This window comes from Streptomyces sp. NPDC001858 (assembly GCF_053594615.1).
Window position 1 is genome coordinate 109,556 of record NZ_JBSFEV010000009.1, and the last position, 13,253, is coordinate 122,808.

General features: G+C 71.7%; 13 protein-coding genes and 1 pseudogene. 11 read left to right on the forward strand and 3 right to left on the reverse strand.

All coding sequences use genetic code 11. The features are described from left to right. Positions 1-6 precede the first annotated feature (6 nt). The gene (locus ACWCPF_RS15585; RefSeq protein ID WP_451045555.1) at positions 7-1,548 is read left to right on the forward strand and encodes a substrate-binding domain-containing protein; all 1,542 of its coding nucleotides are present in this window, start codon (positions 7-9) and stop codon (positions 1,546-1,548) included. Between the two features lie 39 nt (positions 1,549-1,587). Here the strand turns inward: ACWCPF_RS15585 and ACWCPF_RS15590 are convergent, their stop codons facing one another. Then, the gene (locus ACWCPF_RS15590; RefSeq protein WP_451045719.1) at positions 1,588-2,319 is read right to left on the reverse strand and encodes an SLATT domain-containing protein; all 732 of its coding nucleotides are present in this window, start codon (positions 2,317-2,319) and stop codon (positions 1,588-1,590) included. A gap of 256 nt (positions 2,320-2,575) precedes the next feature. Between ACWCPF_RS15590 and ACWCPF_RS15595 the strand changes: the two genes are divergently transcribed. The 4 genes from ACWCPF_RS15595 (at position 2,576) to ACWCPF_RS15610 (ending at position 4,578) form a co-directional block, all read left to right on the forward strand. Next, on the forward strand, positions 2,576-2,920 hold the full coding sequence (locus tag ACWCPF_RS15595; protein WP_451045556.1) for a YbaB/EbfC family nucleoid-associated protein: 345 nt from the start codon (positions 2,576-2,578) through the stop codon (positions 2,918-2,920). Between the two features lie 61 nt (positions 2,921-2,981). Next, positions 2,982-3,581, forward strand: a complete 600-nt coding sequence (recR, locus tag ACWCPF_RS15600) for a recombination mediator RecR (protein ID WP_363167122.1) — start codon at positions 2,982-2,984, stop codon at positions 3,579-3,581. Next, a complete protein-coding gene (locus tag ACWCPF_RS15605) occupies positions 3,574-4,236 on the forward strand; it encodes a DUF5063 domain-containing protein (RefSeq protein WP_451045557.1) in 663 nt (220 codons plus the stop codon). The genes recR and ACWCPF_RS15605 overlap by 8 nt, the downstream gene beginning before the upstream one ends. A gap of 153 nt (positions 4,237-4,389) precedes the next feature. Continuing rightward, positions 4,390-4,578, forward strand: a complete 189-nt coding sequence (locus ACWCPF_RS15610; protein WP_451045558.1) for a hypothetical protein — start codon at positions 4,390-4,392, stop codon at positions 4,576-4,578. 129 nt (positions 4,579-4,707) lie between these two features. Here ACWCPF_RS15610 and ACWCPF_RS15615 read toward each other — a convergent pair. Beyond that, positions 4,708-4,776, reverse strand: a pseudogene (locus ACWCPF_RS15615) (response regulator transcription factor); the annotation flags it as partial. 135 nt (positions 4,777-4,911) lie between these two features. On the opposite strand from ACWCPF_RS15615, the gene ACWCPF_RS15620 reads away from it, so the two are divergent. The 5 genes from ACWCPF_RS15620 (at position 4,912) to ACWCPF_RS15640 (ending at position 10,001) form a co-directional block, all read left to right on the forward strand. Continuing rightward, positions 4,912-5,265: a hypothetical protein gene (locus tag ACWCPF_RS15620; protein ID WP_451045559.1), complete on the forward strand. Its 354-nt coding sequence runs from the start codon at positions 4,912-4,914 to the stop codon at positions 5,263-5,265. A gap of 247 nt (positions 5,266-5,512) precedes the next feature. Continuing rightward, complete coding sequence (locus ACWCPF_RS15625; protein WP_451045560.1) at positions 5,513-6,799, forward strand: aspartate kinase; 1,287 nt, start codon at positions 5,513-5,515, stop codon at positions 6,797-6,799. Beyond that, complete coding sequence (locus tag ACWCPF_RS15630) at positions 6,799-7,860, forward strand: aspartate-semialdehyde dehydrogenase (RefSeq protein ID WP_451045720.1); 1,062 nt, start codon at positions 6,799-6,801, stop codon at positions 7,858-7,860. The genes ACWCPF_RS15625 and ACWCPF_RS15630 overlap by 1 nt, the downstream gene beginning before the upstream one ends. 468 nt (positions 7,861-8,328) lie before the next feature. Beyond that, positions 8,329-8,904, forward strand: a complete 576-nt coding sequence (locus ACWCPF_RS15635; protein WP_079664898.1) for a SigE family RNA polymerase sigma factor — start codon at positions 8,329-8,331, stop codon at positions 8,902-8,904. Between the two features lie 68 nt (positions 8,905-8,972). Further along, a complete protein-coding gene (locus ACWCPF_RS15640; protein ID WP_451045561.1) occupies positions 8,973-10,001 on the forward strand; it encodes a hypothetical protein in 1,029 nt (342 codons plus the stop codon). On the opposite strand, the gene ACWCPF_RS15645 is transcribed toward ACWCPF_RS15640, so the two are convergent. Next, the gene (locus ACWCPF_RS15645; RefSeq protein WP_451045562.1) at positions 9,971-10,786 is read right to left on the reverse strand and encodes an SURF1 family protein; all 816 of its coding nucleotides are present in this window, start codon (positions 10,784-10,786) and stop codon (positions 9,971-9,973) included. The genes ACWCPF_RS15640 and ACWCPF_RS15645 overlap by 31 nt on opposite strands. Positions 10,787-10,956: 170 nt before the next feature. On the opposite strand from ACWCPF_RS15645, the gene ACWCPF_RS15650 reads away from it, so the two are divergent. Further along, positions 10,957-12,774: a prolyl oligopeptidase family serine peptidase gene (locus ACWCPF_RS15650; protein WP_451045563.1), complete on the forward strand. Its 1,818-nt coding sequence runs from the start codon at positions 10,957-10,959 to the stop codon at positions 12,772-12,774. Positions 12,775-13,253 lie beyond the last annotated feature (479 nt).

Sequence of the window (13,253 nt, forward strand, 5' to 3'; positions counted from 1 at the left end):
CCCACAGTGGACTGGCTGAACGCGGAGAACATCGTGGCCGTGGGAACGGCCTTCGTCGGCATCGTCGCGTCCGGGATCATGGTCTGGTTCGAGCGCCGGACACCGCGGCGCAAGAGGGTGGGCTACCGGGTGCAGATGGACAACCCGGTGGGCGACGACGTCAGATCCGGCCGGCCCAACCGCAGGCTCGGCCTCTTCGACGAGGCGCCGGGCATGTCGGACGCGACGCTCGTCCTGCTGCGCATCGAGAACGACGGCTCGCAGGGCATCGCCCGCGACGACTACACCGGCCCCGAACTCCACGGCCTGACCGCCGTGTTCACCGACCGCACCATCCGCGGGGTGTCGGTCACCCAGCCCACAGAGTCCGGCCATCTGATGGACCACTTCATCGCGGAGCGCGGCTTCGGCTACGACGGCGACACCCTGCGCATCCCGCGCGTCCCGCTCAACCCCCGCGATCACTTCAAGCTGCTGGTGCTGCTGTCCGGCGGCGACGTGGGCCGCGGCATCCGGCTCTACGGCGGTCTGCGCGACGGCGAGGTGCACCCCAACCGGAGCGCGACCCCGGACGACACCCCGCCGCTGTTCAGCCGCGCGTCCCGGCTGATCTCCATCCTGCTCACGGTCTGCGTGGTCACCCTCGCGGCGATCGTCGTCGTCCGGGACGACCCGCCGCCGATCGGCTGCGCGCGCGGCACGCTCACGGTCACCGGCTCGACCGCGTTCGCCCCGGTGATCCGGGAGGTCGCGGCCAAGTACGAACGCGACTGCGAGGGCGCGCACCTCACCGTGGACCCGCACGGCTCGACGGCCGGCATCCGCGAACTCGTCGCGGCGGGCGCCGAGCGGAAGAAGGGCTCGCCGCCGGTCGTCGCCCTCTCCGACGGCCCCAAGCCGATCGGGGTCGACGAGCTGAGCGAGAACCGTGTCGCGGTGTCCGTGTTCGCGCTGGTCGTCCACGACGGCATCAAGCTGACGAACCTCTCCACGGCGGACGTGCGGCGGCTGTATCGCGGTGAGATCACCGACTGGATCGAGGTGGGCGGCCCGCGTCTGCCGGTGGTCCTGGTCAGCCGGGACGCCAACTCCGGGACCCGGCAGGTGTTCCAGCGGCGGGTGCTGGGCGGCCGGGGCGAGATCGCGAACTCGTCCGTCGACTGCCGCCGCAAGGACGATCCGACGGCCCCCGTCGTGCGCTGCGAACTCGACTCCACCGACCAGGTGCTGTCGATGGTCGCCGCCACCCCGGGCGCGATCGGCTACAGCGAGCTAAACCTGGCCGACGACGCCAAGGGACTGCACCCGGTCGACCTCGACGGCGAGGCGCCCTCCGCGGACGCCATCGAACACGGCACGAGCGCCTACCCGTACCGCGAGATCGAGTACGCCTACACCTACGGCCGCCCCCCGGCCGACTCCCTGGCCTCCAGCCTGCTGACCTATCTCACCCGGGGCAACGGCCAGGACGTGATCCGCACCCACGGCCATCTACCGTGCTGGACGTCGGAAGGCCTACGGCTGTGCGCCGACGAGGCGCGCCCGTGACGGCGTGACCGTGTGACGGGCGGGCCGGGGCGACCGGCGTCACCTCGGCTCCGGCGGGCGCTGCCTGGGCATGTTCGGGCGGGCGTTCACCCCGGGGGGCATCGGGAAGCGGCCCGAGCCCGAGCCGTCCGCGCGGACGCCGGAGGCGACCGCCGCCTGGATCCCCATGGGCGTGGGCCCGGTCCGGAACTCCACCATCCAGTCGGCGGTCTCCGTGCGCACCAGGTCCGTGACGTCCTCCGAGAACCGCCGCAGCACCGCCAAACACCGCTCGGCCGCCTCGCTCGCCGTGCCGTCGGCCGGGCCCAGCACCTCCCGGACGCTCTCCGACGCCCAGTCGAACTGGAGCACCTGGAGCCGGCGCTGCACGGCCTGCGCGGTGGCCACGTCCCTTATCCAGCCGGACGTCACGCCGAAGAACCGGTCCGCCCCCACACAGGCCACCGCCAGCAGCAGCGCCAGATACCCCCAGGGGGCGACCCCGCCCAGCACCCGGGTGAGGTCCAGCAACGGCAGCGCCGCCGCGCACACCGCCCCCGCCGCCGCCCCGGTGCGCAGCACGCGCGCGCCGCGCCGCTTCCACACCCGGTCGGCGAGGTACCAGGCGGCGGTCTCCAGCGCCCCGCGCTCCACCCACCGGTACAGCTCGTCGAGCCGCTCGGCGGGCTCGCCCCAGTCCCCGAGCGGGAACGCCCGCCCGGTCAGGTCGCCCGGCCGCAGCCCGGCCGCGCCCTCGCCCCGCCCGTCCTGAGGCGGACCCTCGGGCTGCATCTCCGGCTGCTGACCCACCCGCACTCCCTACTGACTCGGTCACTCCGCGTAACGTCTGATGCTGATGTGCCGGACTCTTACTACCGCCCAATGGGTGGCGAAGAGGCAGCTTTCACTGCTTTTCCGCCCGGAATGATGCCTTGATCAGGTATAGGACAGCGAAGTGGCTCACTCGAAAGAGTGACAGGGCGACGGGCTGATGGAGCACGTAGGCTCAGTGGCAGACAGCGACAAGAAGGCAGACAGGAGCCGATTCGTGATTCCCGGTGGCGGCCAGCCCAATATGCAGCAGCTGCTTCAGCAGGCCCAGAAGATGCAGCAGGATCTGGCCCGCGCCCAGGAGGAGCTGGCGAACACGGAGGTCGACGGACAGGCGGGCGGCGGCCTGGTCAAGGCCACGGTGACCGGCTCCGGCGAACTGCGCGCCCTGCAGATCGACCCGAAGGCGGTGGACCCCGACGACACCGAGACCCTCGCCGACCTGATCGTCGCGGCCGTCCACGCGGCCAACGAGAACGCGCAGACGCTCCAGCAGCAGAAGCTCGGCCCGCTGGCCCAGGGCCTGGGCGGCGGCAGCGGTATCCCGGGACTGCCTTTCTAAGACCGGCCCCGGCCAACTACCGTACGTACGGCAAGGAACCCTCAGGAAGGACGGCAGTCCGTTGTACGAAGGCGTGGTCCAGGACCTCATCGACGAGCTCGGGCGGCTGCCCGGCGTCGGTCCCAAGAGCGCGCAGCGGATCGCCTTCCACATCCTGCAGGCGGAACCGACGGACGTACGGCGGCTCGCGCAGTGCCTGATGGAGGTCAAGGCCAAGGTCCGCTTCTGCGCGACCTGCGGCAATGTGGCCCAGGAGGAACTGTGCGGCATCTGCCGCGACGCCCGCCGGGATCCTTCCGTCATCTGTGTCGTGGAGGAGCCCAAGGACGTCGTCGCGGTCGAGCGCACGCGCGAGTTCCGCGGCCGGTACCACGTCCTCGGCGGCGCGATCAGCCCCATCGAGGGAGTCGGCCCCGACGACCTGCGGATACGGGAACTCCTCGCGCGGTTGGCCGACGGCACGGTCACGGAGCTGATCCTGGCCACCGATCCGAACCTGGAGGGCGAGGCGACCGCCACCTACCTCGCCCGCATGATCAAGCCCATGGGCCTGAAGGTCACCCGCCTGGCCAGCGGCCTCCCGGTGGGTGGCGACCTGGAATACGCGGACGAGGTCACCCTCGGCCGCGCCTTCGAGGGGAGACGACTCCTAGATGTCTGACGCCACGCTGCACGCGACCGGCCAGAGCCCGGACGACTTCGCGGTCCAGATCGCGGACCAGGTCGAGAGCTTCCTGGTAGCCGTCACGGAGGTGGCCAAGGGCGACGAGCCGGGCTCGGCGGTCCCCTTCCTCCTCCTGGAGGTCTCCCAGCTGCTCCTGGCCGGGGGCCGCCTGGGCGCGCACGAGGACATCCTCCCGGACGAGCGCTACGAGCCCGACCCGGGCTTCGAGCCGGACGCGGACGAACTCCGGGAGAACCTGGCCCGTCTGCTGGAGCCGGTGGACGTCTACTCGGAGGTCTTCGACCCGTACGAGCCGCGCAAGGCGCCCGTGCCGGCCCGGATCTCCGACGACCTCGCCGACGTCATCGCCGACCTGCGCCACGGCATGGTCCACTACCGCGCGGGCCGCACCACCGAGGCCCTGTGGTGGTGGCAGTTCTCCTACTTCTCCAACTGGGGCGCCACGGCCTCGGCGACCCTGCGCGCCCTGCACTCGGTGCTCGCGCACGTCCGCCTGAACCAGCCGCTGGAGGAGCTGGACGGCCTCGACACCGACCAGACCCCGCTCGGCGACGAGACCCTCGAGTTCGAGGCGGGCCGGGTCATGGCGGAGGAGATCGGCGACCGCCTCGGCGTACGCCCGGCCAACTGAGCCGGCGCGATCCCCCGTCAGGGGCGGCGTGGTGTAGCTGTCTACACCCTCGGGTCGGGAGTGGGCTCCCTCGTTTGTGCAGGTCGGAGACGGGATCGTTGATCTCGTCAGCGAAACCCGCCGAGCACTTTCGACGCTAAGGAACGCCACGCCATGAAGTCCCTGCTCTCCTCCCGCCCCGTCCTGTGGTTCCTCTTCCTGTTCAACCTCGCGGTCGCCGCCGTCGCCCCCTTCGTGGTCGACGGGTCGCAGGGCGTGCTGACGGCCGTTGGCATGGGGGTCGTCTCCCTCGGGGCGGGCGTCAGCCTGGTCCGGGACCGCGGGAAGCGGGCGTCCGCCTGAGTGGCCGGCCGCAGAATTGGCGGGGCGTTGTACGTCCCCTGTACGGCGGCTGCACGGGCCCTAACCGGCCCGAAGCGAGTCTTGAGTCATCCCAACAGACGCCAGCTGCACAGGAGTTGCAATGACGGGGTCGACTGCGAAGCCGTAGCGCTTCAGTCCGCGCCGCAGCGACTCGGCGACCGGCTCGTCGTCTTCCACCTGGCTTAGGGCAGGGTGCCCGGTCCTTTGGGGCGGGGGTGAATGCCCGTTCCCGGGGGCAGGGGTAGCCGGATCGCGGTGAGGGCGCTCCTGCGTAGTCGTCCGAGATGTCGAGGGTGGGCTGCGGGGTTTCGGATGTACCCGACGGGCGGGCGGGAGCGGCGGATGCTGCTGCACTGCGCGCACGCGCGGTTCGTGTGGAACCTTGCCGTGGAGCAGCATGCGCACTGGAGGCCGGGCCGTGGGCCCGCACCCGGGTTCGGTGAGCCGACCTGGCGCAAGAAGTTCAAGCATGAGGGTTTCCGTGTCATCGGCGCCGATCGCGTGCCCGAGTACCACGCAGACGGCATCCTCGCCCAGGGCTGGGGCCTGCTCCGGCAGCGCACCGGGCACAAGGCGCCGGGCCGGGTCGAGGACGTCCCCGTCACGTCGCGGCAGGACAGGGCGGGATTCCCCGCCCCCGGCGAACAGCCGGTGCCGGAGGGGTGACAACGGCCACCAGCCGTTCGAACACCCGTGAACCTCAACCCACCCAGGTTGGAATCCCTCTCATATTGCTTGAAACTTAATTCACAGCTATCACTTCCGGTTCAGGGGGAAGGGAGATCCCGAGCGGGCGTCCGGCACATCTCACGATGCGGTACTCGGGGGGTGGAATGCGGGCGCTCGTTAGACTGAGCCGACCGCAGTACAAGGGCGTATGTGCGGAAAGAGACAAACTGAGCGAGGAGCGCACGTGGGCCTTGTCGTGCAGAAGTACGGAGGCTCCTCCGTAGCCGATGCCGAGGGCATCAAGCGCGTCGCCAAGCGGATCGTGGAAGCGAAGAAGAACGGCCACCAGGTGGTCGTCGTCGTTTCCGCGATGGGCGACACGACGGACGAGCTGATCGATCTCGCCGAGCAGGTGTCACCGATGCCCAGCGGCCGGGAATTCGACATGCTGCTGACCGCCGGAGAGCGGATCTCCATGGCCCTGCTGGCGATGGCGATCAAAAACCTGGGCCACAGCGCCCAGTCGTTCACCGGCAGCCAGGCAGGCGTCATCACCGACTCGGTCCACAACAAAGCCCGGATCATCGACGTCACGCCGGGCCGCATCCGGACCGCGCTGGACGAGGGCAACATCGCCATCGTCGCCGGGTTCCAGGGTGTCAGCCAGGACAAGAAGGACATCACCACGCTGGGCCGCGGCGGCTCCGACACGACGGCCGTCGCCCTGGCCGCCGCGCTCGACGCCGAGGTCTGCGAGATCTACACCGACGTGGACGGCGTGTTCACCGCCGACCCGCGCGTGGTGACGAAGGCGAAGAAGATCGACTGGATCTCCTTCGAGGACATGCTGGAGCTCGCGGCCTCCGGCTCCAAGGTCCTGCTCCACCGCTGTGTGGAGTACGCCCGCCGCTACAACATCCCGATCCACGTCCGGTCCAGCTTCAGCGGGCTCCAGGGCACGTGGGTGAGCAGTGAGCCGACCCGACAGATTCAGCAAGGGGACAAGCCGGTGGAGCAGGCCATCATCTCCGGTGTCGCGCACGACACCTCCGAGGCCAAGGTCACGGTCGTCGGCGTGCCGGACAAGCCGGGCGAGGCCGCCGTGATCTTCCGCACGATCGCCGACGCCGAGATCAACATCGACATGATCGTGCAGAACGTGTCCGCGGCGTCCACCGGTCTGACGGACATCTCCTTCACCCTCCCCAAGGCCGAGGGCCGCAAGGCCATCGACGCCCTGGAGAAGAACCGGTCCGGCATCGGCTTCGAATCGCTGCGCTACGACGACCAGATCGGCAAGATCTCCCTGGTCGGCGCCGGGATGAAGACCAACCCGGGCGTCACGGCCGACTTCTTCAAGGCCCTGGCCGACGCGGGCGTCAACATCGAGCTCATCTCGACCTCCGAGATCCGCATCTCGGTCGTGACCCGCGCCGACGACGTCAACGAGGCCGTGCGCGCCGTGCACAGCGCCTTCGGGCTGGACTCCGACAGCGACGAAGCGGTCGTCTACGGGGGCACCGGGCGTTGATCTCGGGGACGCGCCGACCGACGCTCGCGGTCGTGGGGGCGACCGGGGCGGTCGGCACGGTCATGCTGCGGATCCTGTCCCAGCGGGCCGACGTCTGGGGCGAGATACGGCTTGTCGCCTCACCGCGCTCGGCCGGCCGCAAGCTGGCCGTGCGCGGCGAGGAGGTCGAAGTTCTCGCCCTGGCGGAGGAGGTCTTCGACGGGGTCGACGTCGCGATGTTCGACGTGCCCGACGAGGTCGCAGCGCAGTGGGCGCCGATCGCCGCCGCCAAGGGCGTGGTCGTCGTGGACAACTCCGGCGCCTTCCGGATGGATCCGCAGGTGCCGCTGGTCGTCCCCGAGGTCAATCCGCACGCGGTGCGGACCCGGCCGCGCGGCATCGTCGCCAACCCCAACTGCACGACCCTGTCGATGATCGTCGCCCTGGGCGCGCTGCACGCCGAGTACGGGCTGCGCGAGCTGGTGGTCTCCTCGTACCAGGCGGTGAGCGGGGCCGGGCGGGCCGGGGTGGAGACGCTGCGCCAGCAGATCGCGCTGGTCGCCGGCACCGAGCTGGGCACCAGCCCGGGGGATGTGCGCCGGGCCGTCGGCGACAACACCGGGCCGTTCCCGGAGCCGGTCGCGCTGAACGTCGTCCCCTGGGCCGGGTCGCTGCGCGAGGACGGCTGGTCGTCGGAGGAGATGAAGGTGCGGGACGAATCCCGCAAGATCCTCGGGCTGCCCAAGCTGCCGGTGGCCGTGACCTGCGTCCGGGTCCCGGTCGTCACCACGCACTCCCTGACCGTCCACGCCCGCTTCCAGGACGTGGTCACCGTCGACGGCGCCCGCGAGATCCTCGCGACGGCCCCCGGGGTCGTCCTCTTCGACAACCCGGCGGCGGGGGAGTTCCCCACCCCCGCCGATGTGGTCGGCACCGACCCGACCTGGGTGGGCCGGGTGCGGCGGGCCCTGGACGACCCGACGGCGCTCGAACTGTTCGTGTGCGGGGACAACCTGCGCAAGGGCGCCGCCCTCAACACCGCCCAGATCGCGGAGCTGGTGGCGGCCGAGCTGTCGCGGTGAGGCGCCGCCACAGTGCCTGATGGCGCTTCGAGGCGTCTTCCACCGGAAAAAGTGCTGGCCAGAGCCTGACGGGTCAGTAGAATCAGCACACAATGTGAGCCGGTCGACGGTCCGAAGCACTTGTATCGGACACCTTTGGCATCCGAAGATTTTCCTCCCCGCTTCTACGCAACCGTGCGCAGGGCGGGGAGCGTCTTTGCGGGCACCCCTCGGGGGTGGCCGCAGACGTGTGTGTGGGCGTGGGGACGCCCTTCATATGGGATACAGGGGAAGAGCGGGACACATGAGACGGGTGCGCGTGACCTTGGTCGACGCAAAAGTGCTGCCGGACGCGTACAACCCCTACGGGGGGAAGTGTGTCCAACTGGCGTGGCAGAGGTACTCGAACTCACCGTGGCGCCCCTCGGCGCGGCCCTCCGGCCGCCGCGCGGCGCCCTCCGGCCCCGTACGGCCGGCGCGTCCGGCGGCATGCCGGTGATTGCGCCGATGCCCGCAGCGCGGCCCGCCCGCATCCCCAGTCAGCGTGACGGCGTCGAAGAAGCCGTGGCGGCCGGAACCACCGTCGATCACCTCACCGAGACCTACCGGGCGCACTACCGCTCGCTCCTCGGCCTCGCCGCCCTCCTCCTCGACGACACCGCCTCCTGCGAGGACGTCGTCCAGGAGGCGTTCATCCGCGTCCACTCCGCCCGCAAACGCGTCCGCGACCCGGAGAAGACCCTGGCCTATCTGCGCCAGACGGTCGTCAACCTCTCCCGTTCCGCGCTGCGCCGCCGCATCCTCGGCCTGAAGCTGCTCTCCAAGCCGATGCCGGACATGGCCAGCGCGGAGGAGGGCGCCTACGACCAGCTGGAGCGCGACTCCCTCATCAAGGCGATGAAGGGCCTGCAGCGCCGCCAGCGCGAGGTCCTCGTGCTGCGCTACTTCGCGGACATGACCGAGGCGCAGGTCGCCGAGACGCTCGGCATCTCGCTGGGCTCGGTCAAGGCCTACGGCTCGCGCGGCATCGCCGCCCTGCGCATAGCCATGGAGGCGCCGGCGTGAGCGAGGAAGCCGGGCAGGGCTCCAGCAGGAGCCACGACAGTGACGAATCGCACGCTGGGAACTCAACCGTGAACCACCACCTCGACGATCAGGGCCCCGAAGGGCTCGACTCGGACGAGCTGGCACTGCGCCGGATGCTGCACGACGTCGTCCAGGAGATGGAGCCCCGCGACGGCACGCTGGACCATCTGCGGCGGGCCGTCCCCGTCCGGCGGGCCCGCAAGCGGCAGGCGGCCGTCGGCATGGCGGCCGCGGCCCTCTTCCTCGCCACCGCCGTCCCCGCCGTGCTCCATGTCTCCAACGCGGGCGGCTCCGAAGCCAACCCTTCCATCGCCGGCCAGGCCTCACAGGCGCAGGGAGGCGTGGATCAGGGCAAGAACCCCGACGGCGGCTCCTCGGGCAAGGTCGGCGACTCCTCCGGCAAGACCGATGACCAGGGCAAGGGCGGCGCCACCGACCCCGGCCAGGACAAGGAGTCCGCGGGCACCGCCTCCAGCGGGGCCGGCCCCACCTCCGCGTCCGCGGCCGGCGCGGCGCCCTGCGAGCCGACCCAGCTCACCGCCGGCGACCCCACGGTCGACGTCGCCGACTCGGCGGGCATCGTCTACGGCGCCTTCCGCGTCCAGAACTCCTCCGCCGCCACCTGTACCGTCGGCGGCGCCGCCTCCGTGACGTACGACGCCCAGGGCGCGGCCGACGCCACGAAGATCACCGTGCTGGAACACGTCTCCGGGGACGCGGCGGCCGGTCTGCCCGACCCCTCCCTCTACGTCTCCCAGCACGTGCTCGCCCCGGGCTCCGCCTACGAGGTGAAGTTCGCCTGGGTGCCCGCCGCCGAGGGCTGCCCCACCACGGGCGGCACCGGCGGCGACAGCGGCGGTTCGGCCTCCCCCTCGCCGACCCCGACCGAGCAGTCCGGCGCCTCCGGCGAGACCACCTCCGGCACCTCGACCCAGCTGCTCACCGAGGACGGCACGGCCGACGGCAGCGTCGTGGTCACGTACACGGCCGACGGCGGCGTCCCCACGGAGAGCGCGACGGTGTCCGACGCCTGCGCGGGGACGATCTACCGGACGGGCGTGCTGGCCTCGTCCTGAACCACCGCGGCGCTCTCGTCGTCCGCCTCCGGGAGGATGCCGAGCTCCGCGTCCCGGGCGAACTCCACCTCGCGGCGCAGCAGCCGGAACCACATGAACACCACGAACCCGGCGAAGACGAACCACTCGCCGGTGTAGCCCAGGTTCTGGAACGCCTTCAGGTCCAGCCCCGTGTCGGACGCCGCCTTCGCGGGCACCGCCGTCATTCCCGGGTCGGCGGTGTCCAGCGTGACCCAGGCGTCGTAGAGGTCTTCCGGCACCAGGTTGACCAGCGACGCGGCGCTGATCGCCGCGGTCTGCCCGGCCGGCAGGCCGCCTTGGCCGCTCACCCCGTTGTCGCCGGGCTGCTCGGAGGCCTGGAGCGCGCCGGTGACGGTGACCTCGCCGGCCGGCGGCGCCGGGGCCTTCGCGGCGTCGGCGGTCCCGGGCAGCCAGCCGCGCACGACGGGCAGCGCCTTGCCGCCGTCCGTGCTCAGCAGCGTCAGCACGTAGTAGCCGGACCGGCCGTCGATCTCCCGGTCCGGCACGAGCAGCTGCTTGCCGTAGCGCCCGGTGGCGACGGCCTGCTTGCCGGAGGTCGCCTTGTCCACGGGCAGCAGCTCGGCCAGCGGTCGCGCGGGGTCGGTCCGGGCGGACTCGGCCTGTTCCTTCGCGTCCCTGTGGTCGTCCACCCGCGTCTCGAACCGGCTCAGCTGCCAGGACCCCATGAACAGGCAGAAGGGGATGGCCAGCAGCACGAAGACGTTGATCCCCCACCAGCGGGGCGTCAGCAGGAACCGGTACACGCCCCCCACGGTACGGGGCGGGCGTCGGCCGCCGACCCGCGGGGTGAGGCACCCGAGTGCGGCGGGCGCGCGGCTCATCGGTGGGCAGTCGGTGCGAAGGTGGTGGGAAGTTATCCACAGCCTGGGGGCCTTGGCGTCGCAACAGGGGTCCGGGCGGGCAGTATGGGGTCATGACTGAGAGCAACGGGTCGGCCGCACCCGAGCAGTACGAGGACATGCCGGACTGGGAGAAGCGCTTCCGGGCGCCGAGGGTGTCGCTGCCCGACTGGGCGGAGGACGCGCCGGACCGCTCCCTGTTCGTGTCCAACGCGACGGGAACGTACGAGCTGTACGCCTGGGACCGCGCCACGGGCGTCCAGCGCCAGGCGACCGACCGGGCCAACGGCACGACGGACGGCGTGCTCTCCCCGGACGGCGCATGGATCTGGTGGTTCGACGACAAGGACGGCGACGAGTTCGGCGTCTGGCGCCGCCAGCCCTTCGACGGTGGCGCGAACGAGCCGGCCACCCCCGGCCTCGACCCCTCCTACCCGGCCGGCCTGGCCCTCGGCCGCGACGGCCGCACGGCGATCGTCGGCCGCTCGACCGACGAGGAGGGCACCACGATCCATGTGGCGCGGGCCGGCGAACCCCCCTTCGAGCTGTACCGGCACCGCGAGTCGGCCGGCGTGGGCGACCTCTCCCACGACGGCTCGCTCATCGCCCTCGAACACACCGAGCACGGCGACGCGATGCACTCCGCGCTGCGCGTCCTGCGCCCGGACGGCACGACGGTCGCCGACCTGGACGACACCCTGGGCGGCACGAAGGAGCTGGGCCTGGAGGTGCTCGGCTTCGCCCCGGTCGACGGCGACGCCCGGCTGCTCATCGGCCACCAGCGCCGCGGCCGCTGGGAGCCCCTGGTGTGGGACGTCGCCACGGGTTCGCAGACGGACCTGTCGCTGGACCTGCCGGGCGACGTCAGCGCCGAGTGGTACCCGGACGGCTCGGGCCTGCTCGTCGTGCACAGCTTCGAGGCGCGCAGCGAACTGTTCCGCTACGACCTGGCGAGCGGGAAGCTGGAGAGCATCCCGACCCCGCCGGGCACGGTCTCCGGGGCGACGGCCCGGCCGGACGGCAGCGTGGAGTACCTGTGGTCGTCCTCCGAGCAGCCGCCGGCGGTCCGCTCGACGACCGGCGCCGTGGTCCTGGACCCGCCCGGCATGAAGTCCCCGGGCTCGGTCCCGGTGCGGGACGTGTGGGTCGAGGGCCCGGGCGGCCGCATCCACGCCCTGGTGCAGAAGCCCGCGGGCGCCACCGGCCCGCTCCCCACCGTCTTCGACATCCACGGCGGCCCGACCTGGCACGACAGCGACTCCTTCGCCGCCGCCCCCGCCGCCTGGGTGGACCACGGGTACGCGGTGGTCCGCGTCAACTACCGCGGCTCCACGGGCTACGGCCGGGCCTGGACGGACGCCCTGAAGCACCGGGTGGGCCTGATCGAGCTGGAGGACATCGAGGCGGTCCGCGAGTGGGCGGTGAGCTCGGGCCTGTCCGACCCCTCCCGTCTGATCCTCACCGGCGGCTCCTGGGGCGGCTACCTCACCCTCCTCGGCCTCGGCCTGCAGCCCGACGCGTGGACCGTCGGCATCGCCGCCGTCCCCGTCGCCGACTACGTCACGGCCTACCACGACGAGATGGAGGCCCTGAAGGCGATGGACCGCACGCTGCTCGGCGGCACCCCCGAGGAGGTCCCGGAGCGCTTCGAGGCCTCGTCCCCGCTGACGTACGTCGACAAGGTGCGCGCCCCCGTCTACATCTCGGCCGGGGTCAACGACCCCCGCTGCCCCATCCGCCAGATCGACAACTACGTCGAGCGCCTGGAGGAGCGGCGCGCGGTGCACGAGGTGTACCGCTACGACGCGGGCCACGGCTCCCTGGTGGTCGACGAGCGAATCAAGCAGGTCCGCCTGGAACTGGAATTCGCAGAACGCCACCTCAAGCCGTAACCGACCGGCGATCGGCAGCGCCCCAAAGGGGCGCGGGGAACTGCGCGACCAGCCCCGACGGCGCCGCAGCGGAACGACGGCGCATCGCGGCACTTCGAGCGCAGGGCTCAGGCTGCCGAACCTCTGCGTCGCTGTCGCGGGGGTTCGGGGCCTGAGCAGGCCGGGCGAGGTCGGCAGCGGCACGGCAGCGCCCTGAAGGGGCGCGGGGAACTGCGCGACCGGCCACGACGGCGCCGCAGCGCAACGACGGCGCCGTCGCGGGGGTCCGCAGACCTGAGCAGACCGGGCGAGCGGCAGCGCCCCAAAGGGGCGCGGGGAACTGCGCGACCGGCCACGACGGTGCCGCAGCGCAACGACGGCGCCGTCGCGGGGGTCCGCAGACCTGAGCAGGCCGGGCGGGCGGCAGCGCCCTGAAGGGGCGCGGGGAACTGCGCGACCAGCCCCGACGGCGCCGCGGCGAACGACGGCGCCGTCGCGGG

What these genes read in the sequence shown, in the direction of transcription:
- ACWCPF_RS15610 (WP_451045558.1), top strand. Translation starts at nt 4,390, where the DNA reads ATGAAGTCCCTGCTCTCCTCCCGCCCCGTCCTGTGGTTCCTCTTCCTG.
- ACWCPF_RS15650 (WP_451045563.1), top strand. Translation starts at nt 10,957, where the DNA reads ATGACTGAGAGCAACGGGTCGGCCGCACCCGAGCAGTACGAGGACATG.
- ACWCPF_RS15635 (WP_079664898.1), top strand. Translation starts at nt 8,329, where the DNA reads ATGCCGGTGATTGCGCCGATGCCCGCAGCGCGGCCCGCCCGCATCCCC.
- ACWCPF_RS15590 (WP_451045719.1), bottom strand. Translation starts at nt 2,319, where the DNA reads ATGCAGCCCGAGGGTCCGCCTCAGGACGGGCGGGGCGAGGGCGCGGCC.
- ACWCPF_RS15605 (WP_451045557.1), top strand. Translation starts at nt 3,574, where the DNA reads ATGTCTGACGCCACGCTGCACGCGACCGGCCAGAGCCCGGACGACTTC.
- ACWCPF_RS15620 (WP_451045559.1), top strand. Translation starts at nt 4,912, where the DNA reads ATGTACCCGACGGGCGGGCGGGAGCGGCGGATGCTGCTGCACTGCGCG.